Below are 21,468 nucleotides of genomic sequence, written 5' to 3'. Positions count from 1 at the left end.
TTATTGTTGTCTCAATCTTATAATATCAGAGAAAAGTCCACTTGCGGTGACATCACCGCCAGCTCCAGCACCTTTAATTATTAATGGCTGATCTGGATATCGTTCTGTGTAGAAAAGTACAATATTATCTTTTCCTTCCAATTGATAGAACGGACTTTCTGCCGAAACCGACTGCAAGCCTACACTCGCCTTATTCCCTTCTAATTGGGCTACGTATTTTAATCGATGTCCTTTTGAAGTCGCATCGCTTACTAATTTTTCAAAATGAGATGCATCTTCTTTTAAGGTTTCAAAAAAGTGAGGAACATCGGTACTTTCTAGATTATTCTGTGTTAAGAAAGGTGTGTTAGTAATGTCTTCAAGCTCCAATTCTAATCCAGCTTCTCGGGCAAGAATTAATATTTTACGAGCCACATCGACACCACTTAAATCAATACGCGGGTCGGGTTCTGTATATCCTTCTGCTTTTGCTTGTTGTACGACATCGTGAAAACTATCGCCCGACTTAAAATTATTAAATACAAAATTAAGACTCCCAGAAAGTACTGCCTGAATCTTAGTGATTCGATCACCTGATGCGATAAGATTTTTAAGCGTATCTATAATTGGAAGTCCTGCACCTACATTGGTTTCAAACATAAATGAGGCATTGTATTTTTTACTTAAACGTTTTAATAAACGGTAGTTTTCCATTTCGCTCGCACAGGCAATTTTATTACAGGCTACAACTGCAATACTTTTACGGAGATAATGCGCATAACTCATGGCAACTTCTTCATTGGCGGTGATATCTACAAATACGGAGTTGCGTATGTTGAGGTTTTGTACGCTTTCGCGAAAGCGTATACCGTCAGCTTTTTCACCAGCTGCAAGTTGTGATTCCCACGTAGAAAGGTCAATGCCTTCTTCATGGAAAATCATGGTTCTGCTATTTGAAATCCCGATCACACGGAGATTCAGTTTGAGATTCTCTAAAAGATATTGCTGCTGTTGCTTGATTTGTGCCATGAGTCGTCCGCCTACATTTCCTACCCCCATAATAAATAGGTTGAGTTGCTGGCGTTGATCTTCAAAGAAACGTTCGTGTAAACTATTAAGGGCTTTCTTTACATCTTTGTCTGCAATTACCGCCGAAATATTTTTTTCACTAGCGCCTTGTGCGATCGCTCTGATATTGACATTGTTCTTTCCAAGCGTGCGAAACATTTTACCAGAGATTCCCTGATGGCTTTTCATCTTTTCACCTACCAACGCAATAATAGCTAGACCTTCTTCGACGATCACAGGATCTATTTTATGTATTGCTATCTCATAGGCAAAGGTCGTTTCTATAGCTACTTTTGCTTGGTGTGCATCTTCTTGTGCTACCCCTATACAAATACTATGCTCACTCGAAGCTTGAGTGATCAAAATCACATTGATATCTGCAGTTGATAAGGTTTCAAAAAGACGTTTTGATGTCCCTGAAATACCTACCATACCTGCACCTTCCAGCGTTAGTAAAGCAATATCATTGATATGACTAATCCCTTTTATTGGATTGTTTTTTCCATTAGTTTCATTAGAAATACAGGTGCCTTCGGCTTCAGGGTCAAATGTATTTTTGATGTACAGCGGAATATTTTTTTGCATCACAGGAGCAATAGTGGGTGGGTAGAGTACTTTGGCACCAAAATGTGATAGTTCCATAGCTTCATGATAAGAAATATGCGCAATAGGTTGCGCTTGTTTTACAAGCTTTGGATTGGCACTATACATCCCACTTACATCCGTCCATATTTCGACAGCCGTTACGTTTAAGGCAGCGGCAATAATCGCTGCTGTAAAATCGGATCCGCCACGCCCTAAAGTACTAGTTTCTCCAGTTTCTGATCGTGCAATAAAACCGGGTAAGATGGTAATCGTTGCTTTTGAGTCTTTAAAATACGCTTGTATAGCAGTATGTGTTTGCTCGTAATGAACAGCCGCTTTTGTATGTGCTGTATCTGTAATGATAAGATCACGGGTATCTTTATGCTGAGCAGGGATGTTTTGTTCTTGAAATGCTGCTGTAATCAACATAGAAGAAGTACGTTCACCAAAAGACGTAAGCTTATCAATGGTTTTAGGAGATAATTCATGAATTAAGAAAATACCTTTTAATAAGGCTTCTAGGTCATTCATGAGTGTCTCTACATGTGCAAAGGTTTCTTTATCTTGTGTTAGTACTTTCGTATAGCTAAGATGGGTGTCTTTTATTTCCTGAAATAATATAGTGTAGGTTGTATCATTTTGTGCTGCAAGGTGTCCTGCTTCGAGTAACTTATTGGTGATGCCACCTACTGCCGAAACGACTACAGCGACCTTTTCTTTTTGAGCACGTTCTTTTACAACGGCAATGACTTTTTGTATGTTTTCAGGACTTCCGACGGAAGTGCCTCCAAATTTGAGTATTCTCATGATAATGCCCACATGATGGGTGGTTTTGTATCAATATTATTTGATAGTATAGTGTATTATTAATTTTATGAGTGTGATTCCGATAAACGGATATAGCAATGGATGATATGAATGACTATAACCCCAAAGGGGTAATTGTACCAAATGTAGAAATGGTAATCGAAGAAATAAGGATGTAATTTGTTGTCTTCATATACAGTACAATAGTTTAAAAGTACTCTTTTTAGGTTATAGCACAAGTGTAACTACTGATTTTTATGGAATTAAAAATTATAGCTCTTTATTTTATGAGATGTGTAAATGAAGACAGGTTTTATTACACTTTTTAAAATATTGTTAGGCTACTAAGGTGTATGATGTTTACAAATACTTCTGTAGATGTTCTTTAAAATAGGTAGCACTATCGGTGGCGCTCTGAATAGAGTTTTGTGCAAAATTACCGCCTTGTTCTATATAATAATATTCTAACCCAGAAGCAACTGGATCGGGAAGGAGTTTTGTATAATCTATGGAGCCATTTCCTAATTCTGTATAGTCTCTGGTTTTGGTATCCATATCTTTAATATGCCACATGGTGTATCGTCCAGGTTGTTTTTCAACGAGTTCTTTTGGCGTATATTTTGATGAATGCATCACCCAATACATATCCATTTGTAACTTCACTAAAGAGGCATCTGTTTCGGAAAGAATAATATCATAGCCATTTTGACCATTATGATCGTCAAATTCATAACCGTGATTATGATAGGCAAATCCAAGACCTGCCGCTTTTACTTGTTCTCCAATGATGTTTAGTTTTTTAGACATGATTTTAAAGTTGTCTAGTGTACGTTGCTCTGGAGCAATCCAAGGCCATGTGATATAGGCACTGTTTAATGTCTTGGCTCCTTGAATACATTGATCTACAAAACGAATTAAAACATCTTCGGGAGCATTTAGAAATTCTGAAAACCCATAATGACCACTAGATATGGTGAGTCCTAAATCATCTATGATCATTTTAAAATCTGTGGCTGTATATCCGTAATACATGCCTTTTTTAGCATCAAAACCATAGATTTCAAAATCTTGATACCCTAGCTTCTTAAGAAGTTTTAAGGTATCGATAGGATCTTTTGCCATTTCATCTCTAATAGAGTATAACTGGTACCCTAATTTGTAGTTGGAAGTGGGTTGCATATCTAGACAAGAGATAGGAAGTAGGGAAGCTGCTCCTAGGATTCCCATAGACTCAATAAAGGTTCTTCTGTTCATGGGTATGAAGATAGGAATATGTGATTAAATATATTGTTTTAATACATTGTATTTGGATTGGCTGATTGTTTAGGGATTTGCTGAATAGCATCCCAGTGTTCACAGATTTTTCCGTATGTATCAAATCGAAAAAAATCCATGGTCACATATTGATCATTGTCAGGCCATGTTTGGTGTGTATGTAAGGCAACAAGATCACCTTCTGCGATACAACGAACAAACGCAATAGACTTATCAGGATACTCTTGTTGCATGCGTTCAAAATAGTCTATAAAACCTTGTGTACCATCAGCTACATCAGGATTGTGTTGGATGTATTCTTTTCCAATATATCGATCTACCGCTTCTTTTGGTTTGCCTTCATAGGCCATTTTATAAAAGGCAATAGCGTTTTGTTTGTTTTGTTCGAGGTTCATCTGCGGTACTATTTATTTTTTAATATTAAATATAAAGATATATGTTGTATTCGCTTTCGCGAACTTGCCTACCGGCAGGCAGGAGCGTATACAACCAAAAAAACAGAACAAATAAAGAAATACTAATTTTTAATTCGCATCACATCTTGTCCCGTTGTTCCTTTAATAATTTCAGTGAATTCCTTTTCTGCAGGTTCTAATGGAGGAATAGCAAATGATAAATCGGGTATTTCTTCAGCAACATGATCTACTAAAATCATTCGTATTTCCATAAGCCCATTTAAAGATTTATTAATTTGAGTAGGGTAGGAGTTTGTATGTTTTAAAATATCATAGAAATATTCAAACTGATGATCCTTAAATAATTCAGGGTCAATATTTAGAAACGTGTTATTATAGAAATAGGTTTCTTGTGCTGTACCGTCCCAATCTAGTACAATAGATGTACATTCTTTTCCAGCGATCATGGTAATTGTATCATTTTTAGTGAAGGTTGGTTTTTCAAATTCTATTTTTGTTGCTGCATATTTTTTGGCATCTTGAATCAATACATAATCAACTCCATCATCGATGGTATGAATTTTCTGTTGATTAGAAGTATAGACAATTCTCTTTTTCTCTTCTGAATTAATAACCTTCTCATAGTTCCCATTTTTAATATGTACTACAAGTGTATCAAAGTAATCTTCAGACTTTTTTAATGTTTCTAAGAGTTGTTCTTTAGACACAGGAAATGAAGTATCTGTTTTAATCTCATACTCAATTTTATAGGTTAATGTGCCTTCAAAGGATTGTGCATAGATCGTTGTGGTAATTACACACAGTAGTAGTGTTACTATTTTCTTCATAGTGGCTAACATCTTGTTAGTCATTTGATTTTAATTTTCTGGATAACGAATCACTTGCTTTTAAATATCTAGATCTAGCCATTTCTTCTTTCCACTTTTTAGAAATATAGGGATTTACCTGTAAACGAGAATCTACTTTTTGAAAGGTCGGATTGATTCTCCACATGGCTTGTTCTGACCAATTGGTATTGATATAACTAAAGGCTTTAATCACATCTTTGTTATCATTAATGGTTTTGAAAAACGGCACAAACCATTGTTGCCACGCTCGTTTAGCGATAATGTCTTTTTTAAGATCGGTGTCAAAAAACAAGTTGTCTGTTTGTAGAGTAGGACTGGCTTCTGCAATAAATACAGGTTTGTTATGTTTTCTAGCAAACGTGAGCATTTCGGTATCGGGATTTCCAAAGTAGGAGTAGGCACACCAATCTACCAGATCATCACCTGGATACCAGTCTTTTAATGTTTCTTGGTCAGATCCCGTCCCTTTAGATTGCCAAACAAAAGCAACATTGGTTACTTTCATTTCTGAAAATAAGGTATGAATACGTTGCCAGGCTTTTAGATACTGCTTTCGGTTATAATGATTCCAATCATGCCCATCAAACTCATACCCTATTCGTAAAAAGACAGGACGTTTGCTCGCTTTAATCCAGTTACCTAATTCTTTTATATATGCATCATGTTGTCCTTTGCCAATTTTCTTTTCGTGATTTACAATAGAAAGTCCTATAGAAATCATGGTATTTTTATACGTAGGATCATCCAAGTAGCATTGTGCACAACAATCTCCAGCACCCCAGTTAGCTTTAGTTTGTAAACCATCCAGACCTCTGTTATAATAACCAAAAGATTCATCGCTAGGGGAGATATTCGTATAGACTGTAATTCCTGCTGGAGTATCAAAAAAATCGGTATAGCCATTTGTGTAGGTGTCTAGACCGCCAGTAGCTTCCAGATCTTGTCCAATAAAAACCAAACAGCTTCCATCTGCAGGTTCAAATTTGGCAGGTGTTTGTGTATAGCCTATCACAGAGATGAGAAAGAAAATGCTTGAGTATAGACATATATGATTCATTCGTTATAAATATATTAAAAAAGCGCATCATCTTAGGGATGTGCGCTTTTTTAAAAATGAGCTAGATTGCTATGTATCGTGTGACCTTAGAATACTAAATCAACGACTAAGTCAAACTCGTCATAGATGGCTTTGTCTTTTAGTCCGTCAAAAAAACTTGTAGATCCGTATCGTACATCAAATTTTGTGCGATCTATTTTTAAGGAAGCTGTAGCTTTATTTCCGTAGACAGATAGGTCTAGTGTGATAACTTCAGTATGTCCTTTAATAGTGATGTTTCCTGTCACTTCATAAGAGTTTTTTCCAGTAGCGTTCACTTTCGTGAAAACTAACGATGCTGTTGGGAATTTCTCAACGCCGAAGAAATCATCCGATTTTAAGTGACCTTCTAGTTTCCCTTTATATTCCCCTTCCAAATCGGTATTAGCAATAGAACGCATGTCTATCATAAATGATCCTCCAGTTAATTTGGAATCATTGAATATTAAACTTCCATTTTTTATAGCAATGGTCCCCTCATGCGATCCTGTTACTTTATATCCTTTCCAAACAACACTGCTTTCTGCTGCTTTTACTTCTTTTTTAGTTTCTTCTGGTGTCGTAAATGATAATGTAAACAATGCTACAAGTACGATGCTTGCTATATTTTTAATTGAATTTTTCATGATGTTTTATTTTTAGTGTATTGTGTATTGTGTATTGTGTATTGTATATTGTATTTTGGGATCGTTGTGTTATGATCCGTAGTAGAATTTTTCTTTGATTATTTTTCCATCTTGCCAATCCTGAACGGCTACTTGCGTATAGTTTTTTACCCCCCAATCTTTATGAGTGTAATCAAAGTGCCATTCTACCATGGTGGTATTTTCTCCAATAGTAACTTTTAGAGGCGTTGCTCCTCTAAACTCTGTAATAGCTCCAAAGAAATCTTCTTCACGTTGTCTGTTAGCTGCTTTTCCTTCAATGATAGGATTGTCATTTTCTTGCATTACAACATCTTCGTGGTAGAATTGGTCAAAAGCTTCTAAAGCTTTTCCTTCTAAGATCATGTCGTTAATAGTGCTGATTTTTTCTAATAATGTGTTCATCTTTTTTAGTTTTAAATGATTATGGTACAAATGTCCAAAACATTCAAAACGTGTAAAATGAAGTAGATTATGAAATGATGTTAAACTAGATTAACATTTATTGATCTTGAATCAATTGGCTTTTAATTTTACTTAAAAACTCTTTGGTAATCCCTAAATACGAAGCGATCATGTATTGAGGAACCCGTTGTTCTATTTTAGGGTAGGTATTCTTAAAAGTGAGATATTGTTCTTTCGCCGAAAGGCTAAAATTTCTAACAACCCTTTTTTGTGAAGCCACAAAAGCACGTTCTGTAATTTTTCTGAAAAGACGTTCTAATTTAGGAATTTCTTTATATAATATTTCCAGATGATCATACGAAAATTGAATAAGTTGTGTATTCTCTAAACATTGAATATTAAAGTCGGCAGGCGTTTGTGTGATAAAACTTCCTAAATCAGAACTCCACCAATCTTCTACAGAAAACATAATGATATGTTCTTGTCCTTCTTCATCCACATAAAACATTTTTGTACATCCAGAAATAATAAAATTAATCGTCTTACAAATATCACCCTGTTGTACGATGTATTGATTTTTGAGATACCTTCTATCAGTAATTTTTGAAAGTAGTATCTCCTCTTCCTCAGCAGTTAAGTCAACGTGCTTTTTGATATACTCTAAAATTGGTTGAGGATTTGTCATAGGTTTAGTTTATGATCATTAGTTTTTTAAAGTAAACTACCATTTTAAGAGGTTGCTTTAGAATAGATGTTTGTTTTATCACCATTTAGATGGTATCCAATGTCAAAATAATTCCACCCGTATTTTTCATAAAAATCAATTAGATCAGTACAAAGGTATAACATATCATATCCTTTTTTATAGGATTCATTGAGGCCGTGTGCTAATAGTTTTTTGGCAATTCCTTGATTTCTATACTTTTTATCTACATATAAACATGCAAACCAAGGCATGAGATCCTGCCTACTGATGAGGTCATTAGTTAATAAAGCATAAGAACCTATGATGGTGTTATTTTCTATCATAAGATAAAACTTGGGTAATGCATTATCAATAGATAGCGAATTTTCAATACAGTTTTTGTAGAAGTCAAAGTTGGATTTACTTCCCCATTGTTTCCAGAAATAGACAATGCCTTTTTCTAAAAAAATACAATCCTTAGTAATTAATTCTATATTCATTTTTTATATTGAATATGTAATGCGATGCTATCTTCACATACAAAAGAATAAATATATTATTTTAGAATGATTAGATGTGTATAAAGGTATAAAAATAGAAAAAGGCTGTAGGTGTATATGAGTGAAGAGCAAACTAAAAGAAAAATAAAGAAACCATGGCCTACAAAAGATGCTATGGAACAAATCTATGATATGAATTTGTGGGGTGGGGAAGTAGCGTATTACTCTGGAGAAGGATCACATCATCCAGATATTGTACAGCCTTATATACACGCCGTTATTTCTTTTCTTACCTCTTTTGAAAGGCCTCTTACGGTATGTGATTTAGGCTGTGGTGATTTTAATATTGGAAAAGAGTTAGTACCCTATACTAAGAAATATATTGCAGTAGATATTGTACCCAATCTTATTGCGCGGAATAAAAAAACGTATAGCGCAGCGAATTTAGAATTTCATTGTTTGGATATTGCTCAGGATGATTTACCTGCAGGAGATTGCGCTATTGTGCGGCAAGTAGTACAACATCTATCCAATGCTGAGGTACAATGTATTCTTGATAAACTGAAGGTTTATAAATATGTACTCTTTACAGAACATCTTCCTGAAGGAGATTTTACTCCAAATAAAGATATTATTTCTGGGCAAGGTACCCGATTAAAAAAGCAAAGTGGAGTAGATGTGCTAGCATCACCATTTCATTTTAAAGTAAAAGATGTAAAAGAGTTAGTCACTGTTGTTTTGCCTGATTGTAATGGGATTATTGTCACAAATTTATATACCCTTTTTTAAGCTTTAACGCTACGCTCTCCCTTTTGGTCGTGAACCTGCCTACCGGCAAGAGGTCTCTCAAGTTCGCTTTCGCGAAAGCGAATACAGCATTTTAACCATATATAAGTTTTCCAAACGTATCTAAAAAGGGATCAGTATTCATCACAGTATAGTAAAAAATACCGCCTAACCACCCGTGGAAAAGCCCTAATACATATACATTACGTTTTTTTAAATACACATAACCATAAAATATAGCAAGAATAAACGTAGCTATAATAAGCCACCAAAATGGATAATGTACTCCAGCAAACATAAACGCTGCAATTAAAATGATAATTGGTTTACTAAGCTTAGGGATTTTTAAGTCACTCAAATTACCTGCTAAAAGTGCGATGAGTAAAAATTGTTGAATTGTACCCCAAATAGGGTAGCTTATCAAAATAGGAATGATGTGCCATGTCAAGTTGATGGTTCCCTGAATACTGCCAATAATAACCATAACAAGTATTCCAATAATTCCAAACGGCAATACTATTTTTAAAACCTCTTTAAAGTTGTCTTTTCTAAATCCCCAATCTTTAAAAATGTCTGGAGTGACTCTCCATCGATATAAGATATAGAGTATCCAAAAAAGAGAAGCTCCAGTAACATAGGGAAATCTCCACTCTAAATAATCCATGAAAGCAAACTTTCCAATAGCTGTTAGAAAGACTGCTATAATTTCTAATGTTTTTCTTGATATCATTGACCGCTAGATTTTAATACTATACATAACTTTATACAGTATAATGTGTTATATGTCTTTGATTTATGATATATGTTACTATTTTCAAGAGATAAATAAAATGATGAAAGATGCGATGTAGATTGTTTCTATACCGCATCTTTATTGGTGCTGCCAAAGGGTTTACTACTCCGAGGCTTGCCTCGAAATTAAAATTCAGTTTCGTATAACTACCTCGTGGGCTTGCTCCGAGATAGTTTACTATTTACTTGTCTATACATATAGTCTGTTTGCTATTAAACACCTTCAACCATTAAACGTGTATCTGGTAAACGTTTTAGAGACGTAATTTCCAAATCTGGTTTTGCCATACGACTTATTACTTTGATAGCTGCTGCAATAGCACCTTCTTGCCAACCTAGTAAGGATGAGATTTGATCTCCTACAATAAAGAAACATGAGATACTATGCATTCCGCTCTTTTCATCATAAATACCCGTTCCTTGAGAAATAGCATTATATTGTTTTGCAGTATACTCAGATTTTCCTATTGCTTGCCAATAGGTCTAACCTCCTTTAATGTATGGCATATTTTGCCAAGCAATTGCTATACCATCATGTAATCCCTCTCCAAACTTCTCGTTAAATTTCTTAGCATTTTCTCGTGCATAATGCACTCTTTTCTTTATAGGCATTTCTCCCCCATTTGTGAGCGATTTTATCAAAATTATAAGTGCCGGTTAGTACACCTTTTTGATCTTGATACGCTGTAGATGGATATCATTATCTGTCTAAGAAATTATTATTTCCCCCAATTGATAGGTATTTGCACCCATTTTTGATTCCATTCTCTGATCCATAGTTCAGGGATTCCTTCTTTTCGATCGTGCTGGAATTCTATAGTGATAGATAGCTGCTCTTGGCTTGCTAATGAGAAATAATTTTTTTCATAAAACACAGGTAATATCCTTGTGTCTTCACCTGTTTTACTTGGTTTCCTTACTTGCAAACGATTCCAAAAAGAGAGTTGATTATTATTGTTTTTAAATGTTGTTTGCAGTGTATAATTGCCTTGGGTTGTTTTTTGACCTTTTGCAGTATAAGTTAGTGATGCTGTACTGTAGGAATCCAACGGTTGATAGTCTCCACTTTTACTCAACCAATAAAAATTCCGAGACATTGTTTTCTGTCCGTTTACTAATTTTAAAATAACAAAGTATAGATCAGGGTCTAATGAAGTAAGTAGATCGTTAATGGCTAAAGTTGCAATTTTAGTAGTACTAGTTTTACACACGGTATTGGTGCCATCTTCCGTTTTTACAGGAATTGTTTTTGATGCAATGCTACCTTTTACATCATAAATTTCCCAGTGAAGATTGAGGTTTTTATACTCATGGATTGTTTGGTTTACAACATGCACGTCATAACTAGTTGCTGTAGGATAATTTTCTAGATTTAGTTGTACGTGTATTGGTTCGCAAGCGGTTTTTACTCCCCAAAAACCTCCGTTTTGTTCTAAAAACCAATCGTATAACTTCGCTCTTACACCTGTCCAACAACCTTGAGATTTCCAAATAATTAATCCAGTATACCATTCCTTCATATGCAATAAATAACCTTCCCATAGTTCTTTATAATGTAGGTGATTAGCAAGTTGTGCGCGTTCACAATAAGCCTCGATATCTTTTGGGGTTCCATATGTGTAGATTTGATCACTAGGCTTTTGCACATTATGATCAATCATATACTGACTATATTTTAATTGTTTCCAACTTTCATTTACGATGGGATGGTTTTTGCCTGTGTTCTTAAAGACTGCATATTCTTCAGGAACGGAGGTTAAATTTTCTGCTCGAATCATTCTTTGAATACTTTCTACCGTAGGGATTCCTAAAGACCCTATTTCTGGATTGAACGAATTGGTATATCCGTCAGGCAACCATTTAAAATAATTGTTCAGTTCTAAAATCCCATATGGTCCGTCTGTACCAGGGTATCCATTTCCATTTATATCTAAAGAATTATGAACTAACAGTCGGGTAGTATCATATAAAGCCTCTTCTTTTTCTCCTATATAGCTTTCTAATTCTGTAAGTAAAGATGTAGGAGGTTTTGATTCATTAGCGGCACACCAAAACAGTAAGCTTGTATGATTTCTTAACATCTGTATGGTATCTATAGCGCATTGGGTAAATGTAGTTTTATAGTTTTCTGGTATTTCAGGATCTTCATATATAAATTCACTAGAAAACCAGAATTCTTGCATCACCATAATTCCTAATTCATCACAAGCTTCATAAAATTCTGGACGCTCAATATGTCCACCTCCCCAAACGCGAATTAAGTTTAAATTCATTTCTTTGTGCATACGGACTTCATTTTTATAACGCGTTGCATTATTTCTAAATAAGGTATCCATTCCCATCCAATTTCCACCACGAATCATGACAGGTAATCCATTTACAAGAAACTGACGACTATTTCTTGTCTTCTCGCCAGTTGTATCATTTGGAACTGCAACTTTGACCAATTCGTTTGAAAACTCTCGCATTCCGATGTTCATGGTATGTTGATCTGAAAGCGATGTATCATTCATTTCTTTTGCTGTACTAGCATATATATTAAGCTCGTATAACTCAGGCTTGTTTTCTGGGTTTATGGGGTCAGTTCCATGTGGCCACCACAAACGGGCATTGGGTATTTCAAGAGGAGGAAAGTCAACTAGTAGTGTTTTTCCAGCACTAACCGTTACTGATTTCTGATGTGTTTTCCCATCCAATTCATAGCTTATAAATCCTGTTTGTTGCTCGTTAGTTGGATTATATACTTGTGTCTGAATAGTGACTATAGCTGTCGTTCCTTTAATTTTTGTTGTTACTTTAGGATGTTTGATCACTAATGTTTTGGTGGTAGTAAGTGATACCTGATCCCAAATTCCTGTACTTCTATCTGGAATAGAAATGGTCCAATCCCAACCTACCGTATGGCGCATGGTGACACATTCTCCAATATTTGGTACACTAAGAACACCTCCATTATTTGCTAAAGTTGGTTTTCCAGGCGTAGATGGTGGTTCAACTCGAACGGCAATTCTATATACACCGTCTTTACTTGGACAATCAGTAATATCAAATGAATTTCGTAAAAACATACCTTGTAAGTGGGTTCCTTTTTGAACTCCATTTACAAATACATCTGCAGTATAATTAAGACCTCTAAAATTCAACCAAAGACGTTGATTTGACGCTACATTTTTTAAAGAAAATTCTGCGTAATACCAATAGGTGTAAAATTCAATTCCTTTGTCAAATACATCGGGTATAAATTGCTGATTGGTGTCAAAAAAAGGATCGAAGAAATCAGTATGTACAGTTTTACCTTCTTTTACTAGCTGTTCTTGGTTTAGTATATTGGTTTTTAGCCATTTTTTATCCCTTAATACAGCGTTTAAGACAGTGCCAGGGACAGTAGCAGGCATACTTTTTTCGGAATCAATTCCATGTAATGAATATGCAATCCCTTGTTTTTTGATTGCTACTGCTTTTTCTGTTTCAGAAGAAGTAATGATATCTTTTACGAGTTGCCAAGGTATAATTTCAGAATTTAAAAGTTGTGGCTGACCTATTTTGGGTTGAACTCGTATAATAGAATTTGACATAAAGGATTTTTAGGATGGTTTTTTTTAAAGGATTTTGAAAGTACACTAAATAAAATGCCCAACCTAAGAAAAGAAGAAATGTATTTATAAGTATACTAGAAAAGTGCCTATAATATTTTGGAATGTGAATTTAAAATATTGATTTTAAGAATTTTGAATATTTTGAATATTTTGAGTGTTTAGGTGAAAGATATTTAGTCGCTAGTTTTATAGCTGCAATGAATCGTTGATATGTTCTAATTGTTATGTTATACGCTTTCGCGAAAGCGTATAGAAAACAACTCCCAGAGAGCTCCAAAAAAGTAGTATTTTTACAACAAAGAGATCGTAGCGATTTTCTAATCTATAAAAGAAATAATACTCCATGAAAATATTCAGTAGAAAACAGATATACGAAGCAGATCAGATAACCGTAAAAAAGGAAAACCTTCCTTCTATCAATTTGATGGAACGTGCAGGAGGGTATATCTACGAGTGGGTACACGAACGTTTAAAAGGAGGACAAGTACCTATTAAAGTATTCTGTGGGATTGGAAATAATGGAGGTGATGGGATGGTACTTGCACGATACCTTATCGAAAATAATTATAATGTTACGACCTATTTAGTAAATTATAATACGAAGCGTGTTCCTGATTTTCTAGAAGCCTATAGTCGTTTAAAATCGGCTACTAAAAATTGGCCCATAGTGATTAATGAAGGAGACGAACTCCCTGTAATTAGTCCGCAGGATATTGTCGTAGATGCTATTTTTGGAATAGGTCTCAATCGGGTTGTCCAAGATTGGGTAAAAGCACTTTTTACAGCGATTAATGCATCCAATGCGTATGTATTGAGTATTGATATCCCTTCTGGAATGTATATGGATATGGCACCTCAAGAAGGAGATGTGATCATCCAACCCCGATTTACATTGAGTTTTCAAGCGCCAAAATTACCTTTCTTTTTACCAATGACGGCACCGATCATGCAGGCATGGGATATCTTAGATATTGGATTGGATCCAGAATATTTAGCAACAACTCCTACAGATGTTGAACTGATAGGAAAACAAGAAGTCATTCAGATGTATCGTAGTCGTGGTCAGTTTGGACATAAAGGGATGTATGGCCATAGTTTACTGATAGGAGGGAGTTATGGAAAAATGGGGGCCATTGTACTCGCTAGTAAAGCGGCCATGCGAGCTGGAAGTGGTATGGTGACTGCTTATGTACCACAAATAGGCGTGCCTATTTTACAAACGGCTATTCCAGAAGTGATGACCGAAACGGATAACTTTAATGGAAAGGTTTTTGAAGAAATTGATTTCCAAACAGATGCTAATGCCATTGGAATTGGTCCAGGCATGGGTACCGATCCTAAAACGGCTAAAGCCATGGAAGCATTTCTAAAAGCGCAAAAAAATCCAATAGTCATAGATGCTGATGCGATTAATATCATTGCAGCCAATCCAGCACTTTTAGCAGAAGTACCAGCACTTTCTATAGTAACACCTCATATGGGGGAACTAGCACGTTTAATAGGGACTTGGGAAGACGACTTTGATCGTTTAGAAAAAACAGCCAAGTTTGCTAAAAAACACGATATCGCCATTGTTATGAAAGGGGCACATACTATTACTACCTACGATATGAAGTTATATATTAATGATTCTGGAAACCCAGGACTGGCAACCGCAGGAAGCGGAGATGTTTTAACGGGTGTGATTACAGGACTATTAGCACAAGGATATCATCCTATGGAAGCTGCATTGATGGGCGTATATTTTCATGGTAGAGCTGCTGATATTGCGATTAATCAATATGGAATTGAAGGCTTAATGGCTAGTGATGTCACCGAATTTTTAGGAAGAGCTTATATGGATTTATTTGCCAAGCCAGAACAACCGCCACAACAACAGGAAGGATAGATTGCTTATAGCGACAAATCATTTAGCTTTCTAATTCTATATTAGAAATAAATACCAAGTACTGAATATTAGAATTAAAAAGAGGTATATAATCTATTATAATACAAACTTTGTAATGGCCTAAACGCACTTTGCGTCAAAAACGAAATGAGTGAAAGGTTAAGCAAAATAGTATATTCACTTGGTTTCTAAGATAAAGTTTACTTTCTCTTTTAATACATAAAACCCTTCTGTTGAAATAGTTTTATTTTGCGCTGTAACGAATAAAGTTTTTAGTAAAGTACGTTTGAGCCTAGCATTTTTTGGTTCGTTTTTTTGGCAATGAAAAAAATGAACAAAGTAAATAGATATTACACTGTAATGAAACTTTAATTCCTACTACTTAGTCCTCAAATAAATCTTTTATGCAAAATCTACTAAAATCTATTTTTATTTCTGTTTTCCCAATATTCGCATTATATGTGGCGGGTAAGTATAATTTGGAAATTATACAGAATGAGCCAAAATTAGGAGCTGTAGGTCTTATGATCATTGCGATATCTGTTGTTGTATTTTTCATAGGTTTATTTGTAATGCCACGTGCTCGTACTGGTAGATTTCTAGTTTTATATACAGTAACCATTACGATTGGGCTTGTATTAACTATTGTAGGTAGGACTACTTTTGAACTTAGAGAATATGTGTATGTATCACTATTAATAGTAGGGTGGTGGTTATATCTTGTATGGTATTCGGTGTTTCGAAATCGAGATACATCTGTTGTCCAAGTAGGAAATACACTTCCCGAGTTTACACTAGAAAACAATCAAAAAGCGCTGGTGTCTTCTACTTCGTTTATAGGCAAGCCTTCCATTTTTTTATTCTATAGAGGTAATTGGTGTCCGTTGTGTATGGCACAAATTCAGGAGATTGTAGATCAATATAAAACCCTTGAAGAGAAAGGAGTACATATGGTTTTTGTAAGTCCGCAGCCTCATGGGTTTTCAGAAAAACTAGCAAAGAAACATGGCTTACAGTTTCAATTTTTAACGGACGTTAAGAATGCTGCTGCCAAGCAACTTAAGATTACTTCTAAGAATGGGATTCCGTTTGGATTTCAAGTATTAGGGTATGATAGTGATACTGTATTACCAACTGTAATTATTACGGATAAAGAGGGGGTTATTCAATTTGCAGATGTCACCGATAATTATCGTGTACGTCCAGAACCCGATTTCTTTTTGGAGTATGTCTAAGTACTAAGAAGTATTAATAACAAGTAAATTATTCTTAACTTGTCATTCTATACAAATCAACCAAAAAGAATTAACTCTATATAAAATTTCGCGAATCTGCCTTTGCCGGCAGTCAGGAGCGTATAAATGATTAGTAGATAAGTAGTGTATTACACTATTTTGAATGAAGGCGGTTACGATATTCTTGGTTACTAATCAAAGGGTAACCGCCTTGCTAATCAAAATATTTATTTTTATGCTATACTAACAATGTTATTGCATGTATAGCTTTTGAGTATAAGTATTTTATTTAAAAAGGAAGCGGTTACTATATCAATTGTGATATATGCTATGTTCCTAATCATGCAACCGCTTTCCTTATAAATTGTTTTTATTGAATAGTTACATCAAATGTAACTTCTACATCCGTATCTCCTCCAGCATCTGCAAGACCATTATTTGGTTTTGTTGGCTCATGACGAAGTGTTACTGTAAAGTTGCCATTACTAGCTTCTCCTGTAGTTAATGTAAATAAAATTCCTAATGGATTACCATTAGAATCTTGGTCATTATATACTGTAGTAATATTAAGACCATCTGCAGGTGTATAGAATACTTGGTGTTCATCTGCCTCTTCTGCAACTTCTAACGTAATATTTTCTGCAGGACTTTCTGTTTCATTTAGAAAAGTAACGACACCTGTATATGTTGTATTTGCAAATAGATCTCCTTCTATTGTAATTACTGGAGCTTCAGGTCCGTCACCATCACTATCTACACTTTGTAAAGTAGTTGTGAAGCCTACGTCATTAGCAAGTTGAACTCTTACTGTTGTGATAACCTCTTCTTCATTAATAACTTCTGGCGTGTTATCATCGTCACTAGAACAAGAAATTGCGATAATTCCTGCTACCAATGCAATCATAAAGGTCTTCATAGATTTAATAGTTTTCATAATAATTGTTTTTAATTTAATTGTTTTTAATTTAATTGTTTACTTGATTTGATTTAATAATTTATTTTGAGTTGTAGACTCACATTTCTACCAAGGTCATCGGCAAAAAAGCGTTGTCTGTTTAAGTAATTACGATATGAAGTGTCAAAAAGATTGGTAACCGCTAGTGCTACTTGCAGTGTAGATTTATTATTAACTACAAAATCAAGTTGACCTCTTAGATTAATTAAATGATAGGCATCAGGAGGCGTACTTACATCTACTAATACATTGCTATCGGTTTCGACAATAAAAATTTCAAAATTAGTATCTGGAAATTCATTTTGTCTAAAGGCATAATAACTCTCAACAGATACTTTTAAATTATGCCATTTTTCTTTTGTATACGTAATACGGTTTGTTGTGTTTACAGGAGGAATATTGATGATTGGTAAATCCAGTGTTGTATCCTGTCCTTTAACAACAGATAGTTGATTGTTAATACTAATATGCTCGCTTACGCGAAATTGATTATCAATGTCTACCCCTAAAAGTCGTGCATCAGTCTGACGGTATTCCCAGACGGGGAAATTACCACGTAATGTTTGCTGACTTCCGGTAGGTTCTATCAAGATAAAGTCTGAAATAAAATTAGCAAATGGAGCTACCGTAAATGACCAATTTTTATGCTTTCGCGAAAGCGCAACAGATACCTTATTAGAGGTTTCTTTATCAAACCTAATGTCTCCTAATTCAATACGAGCGGCACTTTGATGTAAGCCATCACTAAATAATTCTGATGGATTAGGGGCTCTATTGGAAAGCGCATAGTTTGCTGTTAGACTATATAAATCATTAAAATCATACCCTATACCAGCAGTAGCCGATATATTATGAAAGGTAAATTCTGGATTTGTTAAAATCTGAGTTCCTAAATCTTCCACTACTAATTCTGGGAATAAGACATCATATCCTCTGGCTTCCCAAAAGGTAGTACGGTAAAATTTTTGTGCATCTATAAAATTATAGTCATAGCGTAGCCCTCCTTCAATAGTCCAAGTATCAAATGTCTTAGATCCTAAGGCATAGACTCCAAAATCAATACGATCATAATCTGGTATTAATCTTCGAACACCCGTAAGCGGATTCGGGAAATTTGTTTGTGAACGTCCTATAATTCCTGCTTTGGCATCTATCGTATTATCTGCGGTATATTCAAAATCTAAAGATGCGCTATGGGTGCTTAATTCTAAATCAATAGCTGGACGTACATCTTCACTATCACGTCTGATATCAAATTCCAAGCGATTGTTTTGCTGATAATCATATTGAAAACTAAACTTCCCAATATTATCAAAACGCTTATAAGCATTTAGTTTTGCCACTTGATGCTTTATTTCTTGTTTGGGTGCATCTATTTCATAGGTAAAATCTTCTGTAAATGCTGGAACACCTGTATTAGTAATTGCATTTGCAAGATCGGCAGCACTTCCTACATGAGAGGCACGTAAAATCCCTAATTCATTATTGTAAATAGAATAGCTAGCTTCAATTCCATACGAATACTTATTAACTCCAATACGAATTGCAGCATCGCGTTCAAAAGCGCCAGTATTGCTTAGTATATAATCAGGCGCTTCAAAGTCCCCAAAGCGCTTTAGAGTTCCTTGTACGCTAGCATACCATCCTGAATTATAAGATTTAGTAAGCGTAGTTGTTACACTACCACCACGTCCATTAGTAACGCCTGTAAGAAGGGTTTCTCCATACAAACTATCAGAAATAGGAATACGCTTTGGATTGACAATAATGGTTCCTCCTACGGCGTCTCCACCATATTGTAAGCCCGCAGCTCCTTTGATAACAGAAATACTTCCTGCATTATTTAAATCAACATTAGGAGCATGTTCAACACCCCACTCCTGATCTTGTAATCGAGTTCCTTCAGTAATTAAAACCACACGACTACTATGTAATCCTTGTATCACAGGTTTTACAACTGTATTTCCCGTATTTAAAGAAGAGACACCACTTAACTGATTTAAAGCATCTCCTAAAGAGCCAGCACTGTTGGCTTGGATGTCTTCATTTGATAGTTGTGATTCAATAGCTGTTTTCCCTCCATTTTTACGGGCTTCTCCAGAAATAGAAACTTCCCCTAGTTCTTCTAAGTGATGTTCCATATTGATACTACGCTCCGTATCTCCATTAATTGTAACGTTAATGGTTTGCGTATTACATAATGGATGAGATACACGTAATGTGTAGGTTGCACCATTACATAAATTACTAAAAGAGAACTTCCCTTTAGCATCTGTTTTTATGGTGTTCCCTAGCTCCTCTATGCTGAGAGTTGCATCAACAAGAGTTTCCTGATCGTGTAAATCAATAACATAACCTGTGAGAGTGTTTGTACAGCTTTGTGCTATACTAATAGCACTGTACATTACTGCACAGAGCATAATAAAAAGTTTCATGAATAAAAAATTTGTTAATCTAAAGCGTAATGTAGCGTATTATTAACATGAGGGAGGACCTCTAGATTCTGTAGTACGATATATAGATAGATATACCGTTTGTGTATGAATAGTTTTTTCAAAAATATCCTGATAAGGGACAAATATGATGTCTTTTGTGAAATTAAAAATGCCGTTGTCTTGAAGTGTAACATCACAAAGACAGCAATCTAACTTCTTTTCGTGTACATGCGTATCTGATTTATTCTCACAACGATCACTATGGTCATGTCCTTCTGCACTATGCGCAAAATTAACTGCCGTTGGCAGTAATAAGAAGAACATAAGGGCAATTGCCGATATATTTTTTATAATATGTGAACGAAATGTACGCAAGCTTACTTTTTAAATAAAAAACCAAACCCCATTCTTGAGGCCATTTTGATCGCAAAGTTCTTAAAAAAATTGTATTGACCAAATATCCAGCCAAAGATCACTAATAAAACTTGATAAATTGGGAAAATTAACACAATTCTAACAGGCCAATAAACCCATCCATTGGTAGTTTCTCTTGCTAGTCCTATTAATTCCATAATAGGGTCAGAAACTTTCCCAGCAGTAGATCCCGTAACAGCAAAGACTAAAAACATAGCGATAAGTTGCCATCGTTGCTTAACACCCCAACGTTTATATAGTTTTTTAAATAGCCAAAAAGTGATTTTTAATAAAATGAAAGCAACAAATAGGGTACATACACTAATGGCCACGAGCGTATAGGTTTCATTTTGAATAGCAAAAGATTTAATAATTCCTTTTGCGATGAGGTATGCTGAAAAAAAAGTGGCAATCAAACCAAGAATAATATGGATGAATTGCCAATTTTGAGTTATTTCCCAACGATTTTTGATGTTCTGTATCACAGAACAAAAATACGACTATCGTAGCTTTTGCTTATAACGTCTTTCAAAAAAGTTGAACCAATTATGTAATAAATAATTTACTTCGTAACCATAATCGATGCCTCGTTCATAATTTATTTGCTGTAAGTAAATATTAGGATCAAATCGAGAGCTCTCCAATACACGGTTATTATATTCTATTACCCGCATTAAATTTCTATTTTCCAAATAGGGTTGCACATAATATCCTCTTGGTTGTTGTGTGACTAACCAATTATTAAATCCAGGTTCTATGATAATAATTTCAAATTCTAAACTATCATTTGCTATGCGTACCGTATCTGAAGCATTTCCAGCAGTATTTGCAATATCATTTTTAGTATTGGTGGTAGCACATCCTATAATAAAGGTGGCTAGGAGTAAAGTGTAAACGATCTTTTTCATAATTATAATCTTAAATGTACTGATTTTAGTTCAAAACTTGTGTTAATGTAAAGCAGTATCATTACTGCTCTTTGTCGTTAACAAATCTATAGCACTTACATGATTGTTGAAATGATAAATGAGGGAATAGGCAGTTTGGGTGAGGGGATTG

At 34.9% G+C, this 21,468-nt stretch carries 21 protein-coding genes; 3 read left to right on the top strand and 18 right to left on the bottom strand.

All coding sequences use genetic code 11. The features are described 5' to 3' along the window. The 9 genes from thrA to Q1A60_RS11080 all read right to left on the bottom strand — a co-directional run bounded on the left by thrA (position 1) and on the right by Q1A60_RS11080 (position 8,308). Positions 1-2,439 (bottom strand): bifunctional aspartate kinase/homoserine dehydrogenase I, encoded by a 2,439-nt coding sequence (thrA, locus tag Q1A60_RS11120; RefSeq protein ID WP_299765569.1) that lies wholly within the window; start codon positions 2,437-2,439, stop codon positions 1-3. A gap of 360 nt (positions 2,440-2,799) precedes the next feature. Continuing rightward, positions 2,800-3,693 carry a TIM barrel protein gene (locus Q1A60_RS11115; protein WP_299765568.1) on the bottom strand — a complete coding sequence of 298 codons (894 nt, stop codon included), beginning with the start codon at positions 3,691-3,693 and terminating at the stop codon, positions 2,800-2,802. 38 nt (positions 3,694-3,731) lie between these two features. Continuing rightward, positions 3,732-4,109 (bottom strand): ester cyclase, encoded by a 378-nt coding sequence (locus Q1A60_RS11110; protein WP_299765567.1) that lies wholly within the window; start codon positions 4,107-4,109, stop codon positions 3,732-3,734. 122 nt (positions 4,110-4,231) lie between these two features. After that, complete coding sequence (locus Q1A60_RS11105; RefSeq protein WP_299765566.1) at positions 4,232-4,957, bottom strand: hypothetical protein; 726 nt, start codon at positions 4,955-4,957, stop codon at positions 4,232-4,234. 16 nt (positions 4,958-4,973) lie between these two features. Continuing rightward, entirely contained in the window at positions 4,974-6,035 is a 1,062-nt protein-coding gene (locus tag Q1A60_RS11100; RefSeq protein ID WP_299765564.1) for a 1,4-beta-xylanase, read from the bottom strand. Between the two features lie 86 nt (positions 6,036-6,121). Next, positions 6,122-6,700 carry a YceI family protein gene (locus tag Q1A60_RS11095; protein WP_299765563.1) on the bottom strand — a complete coding sequence of 193 codons (579 nt, stop codon included), beginning with the start codon at positions 6,698-6,700 and terminating at the stop codon, positions 6,122-6,124. A gap of 69 nt (positions 6,701-6,769) precedes the next feature. Continuing rightward, positions 6,770-7,123: a nuclear transport factor 2 family protein gene (locus tag Q1A60_RS11090; RefSeq protein WP_299684390.1), complete on the bottom strand. Its 354-nt coding sequence runs from the start codon at positions 7,121-7,123 to the stop codon at positions 6,770-6,772. 97 nt (positions 7,124-7,220) lie between these two features. Next, positions 7,221-7,808 (bottom strand): Crp/Fnr family transcriptional regulator, encoded by a 588-nt coding sequence (locus tag Q1A60_RS11085; protein ID WP_299765562.1) that lies wholly within the window; start codon positions 7,806-7,808, stop codon positions 7,221-7,223. 44 nt (positions 7,809-7,852) lie between these two features. Further along, the gene (locus Q1A60_RS11080) at positions 7,853-8,308 is read right to left on the bottom strand and encodes a GNAT family N-acetyltransferase (protein WP_299765561.1); all 456 of its coding nucleotides are present in this window, start codon (positions 8,306-8,308) and stop codon (positions 7,853-7,855) included. A gap of 117 nt (positions 8,309-8,425) precedes the next feature. Between Q1A60_RS11080 and Q1A60_RS11075 the strand changes: the two genes are divergently transcribed. Further along, positions 8,426-9,097 (top strand): class I SAM-dependent methyltransferase, encoded by a 672-nt coding sequence (locus tag Q1A60_RS11075; RefSeq protein ID WP_299765560.1) that lies wholly within the window; start codon positions 8,426-8,428, stop codon positions 9,095-9,097. A 91-nt stretch (positions 9,098-9,188) separates the two neighbouring features. Here the strand turns inward: Q1A60_RS11075 and Q1A60_RS11070 are convergent, their stop codons facing one another. The 4 genes from Q1A60_RS11070 to Q1A60_RS11055 form a co-directional block, all read right to left on the bottom strand. After that, positions 9,189-9,824 (bottom strand): CPBP family intramembrane glutamic endopeptidase, encoded by a 636-nt coding sequence (locus Q1A60_RS11070; protein ID WP_299765559.1) that lies wholly within the window; start codon positions 9,822-9,824, stop codon positions 9,189-9,191. A gap of 275 nt (positions 9,825-10,099) precedes the next feature. Beyond that, positions 10,100-10,276, bottom strand: a complete 177-nt coding sequence (locus Q1A60_RS11065) for a hypothetical protein (RefSeq protein WP_299765558.1) — start codon at positions 10,274-10,276, stop codon at positions 10,100-10,102. 93 nt (positions 10,277-10,369) lie between these two features. Continuing rightward, positions 10,370-10,528: a hypothetical protein gene (locus Q1A60_RS11060; protein WP_300007708.1), complete on the bottom strand. Its 159-nt coding sequence runs from the start codon at positions 10,526-10,528 to the stop codon at positions 10,370-10,372. A 77-nt stretch (positions 10,529-10,605) separates the two neighbouring features. Next, positions 10,606-13,461, bottom strand: a complete 2,856-nt coding sequence (locus tag Q1A60_RS11055; RefSeq protein WP_299765555.1) for a glycoside hydrolase family 2 TIM barrel-domain containing protein — start codon at positions 13,459-13,461, stop codon at positions 10,606-10,608. A 364-nt stretch (positions 13,462-13,825) separates the two neighbouring features. Here Q1A60_RS11055 and Q1A60_RS11050 point away from each other — a divergent pair, with 364 nt between their 5' ends. Further along, positions 13,826-15,370: an NAD(P)H-hydrate dehydratase gene (locus tag Q1A60_RS11050; RefSeq protein WP_299765554.1), complete on the top strand. Its 1,545-nt coding sequence runs from the start codon at positions 13,826-13,828 to the stop codon at positions 15,368-15,370. Between the two features lie 404 nt (positions 15,371-15,774). Further along, complete coding sequence (locus Q1A60_RS11045; protein ID WP_299765553.1) at positions 15,775-16,605, top strand: peroxiredoxin family protein; 831 nt, start codon at positions 15,775-15,777, stop codon at positions 16,603-16,605. Between the two features lie 370 nt (positions 16,606-16,975). On the opposite strand, the gene Q1A60_RS11040 is transcribed toward Q1A60_RS11045, so the two are convergent. Genes Q1A60_RS11040 through Q1A60_RS11020 form a run of 5 tightly spaced genes read right to left on the bottom strand, consistent with a single transcriptional unit; the run spans position 16,976 to position 21,317 of the window. Further along, positions 16,976-17,539, bottom strand: coding sequence for a type 1 periplasmic binding fold superfamily protein (locus Q1A60_RS11040; RefSeq protein WP_299765552.1), 564 nt, complete (start codon positions 17,537-17,539; stop codon positions 16,976-16,978). Between the two features lie 53 nt (positions 17,540-17,592). Then, on the bottom strand, positions 17,593-19,995 hold the full coding sequence (locus Q1A60_RS11035; protein WP_299765551.1) for a TonB-dependent receptor: 2,403 nt from the start codon (positions 19,993-19,995) through the stop codon (positions 17,593-17,595). A gap of 42 nt (positions 19,996-20,037) precedes the next feature. Continuing rightward, positions 20,038-20,370, bottom strand: a complete 333-nt coding sequence (locus Q1A60_RS11030; RefSeq protein WP_299765549.1) for a hypothetical protein — start codon at positions 20,368-20,370, stop codon at positions 20,038-20,040. Between the two features lie 2 nt (positions 20,371-20,372). Further along, on the bottom strand, positions 20,373-20,894 hold the full coding sequence (locus Q1A60_RS11025; protein WP_299765547.1) for a DUF6787 family protein: 522 nt from the start codon (positions 20,892-20,894) through the stop codon (positions 20,373-20,375). A 15-nt stretch (positions 20,895-20,909) separates the two neighbouring features. Further along, positions 20,910-21,317: a DUF6146 family protein gene (locus tag Q1A60_RS11020; RefSeq protein WP_299765545.1), complete on the bottom strand. Its 408-nt coding sequence runs from the start codon at positions 21,315-21,317 to the stop codon at positions 20,910-20,912. Positions 21,318-21,468 lie beyond the last annotated feature (151 nt).

The organism is uncultured Dokdonia sp. (assembly GCF_947492535.1).
In the GTDB taxonomy this organism is placed as follows: Bacteria; Bacteroidota; Bacteroidia; order Flavobacteriales; family Flavobacteriaceae; genus Dokdonia.
The sequence above is the reverse complement of the archived record's forward strand: the minus strand, read 5'-3'. Positions and strand labels throughout refer to the sequence as shown.